This is a genomic window from Bacillus sp. AFS055030, from assembly GCF_002574545.1.
Taxonomy (GTDB): Bacteria; Bacillota; Bacilli; order Bacillales; family Bacillaceae_G; genus Gottfriedia.
Map to the genome: position 1 here is coordinate 1 of NZ_NUGT01000068.1, position 384 is coordinate 384.

General features: G+C 64.3%; 1 protein-coding gene. It reads right to left on the reverse strand.

What is annotated here, in order from left to right; translation table 11 throughout:
* Positions 1-384: hypothetical protein (locus CN925_RS15990; protein ID WP_180232987.1), on the reverse strand; the 384-nt coding region annotated here is incomplete at both ends.

A 384-nucleotide genomic window follows, 5' to 3' on the forward strand; every position in this document is an offset into this window, starting at 1 on the left:
TACTCCAGTTACTCCCGTTGAGCCTGTTATTCCGGTTGCTCCGGTTGGGCCGGTTGAGCCTGTTGGGCCGGTTGCTCCCGTTGTCCCGGTTGTTCCCGTTGCTCCCGTTGGGCCTGTTACGCCTGTTACTCCCGTTGCCCCGGTTGCTCCTGTTGCTCCCGTTGCTCCCGTTGCCCCGGTTGCTCCCGTTGCCCCGGTTGCTCCCGTTGCCCCGGTTGCTCCCGTTGGGCCGGTTGCTCCGGTTGGGCCGGTTGTTCCCGTTGCTCCTGTTGCTCCCGTCTGGCCTGTTTCTCCTGTTGCTCCCGTTGCCCCGGTTGTTCCAGTCGTTCCTGTTACTCCCGTTGCTCCCGTTGCCCCGGTTTCTCCCGTTGCTCCCGTTGGGCC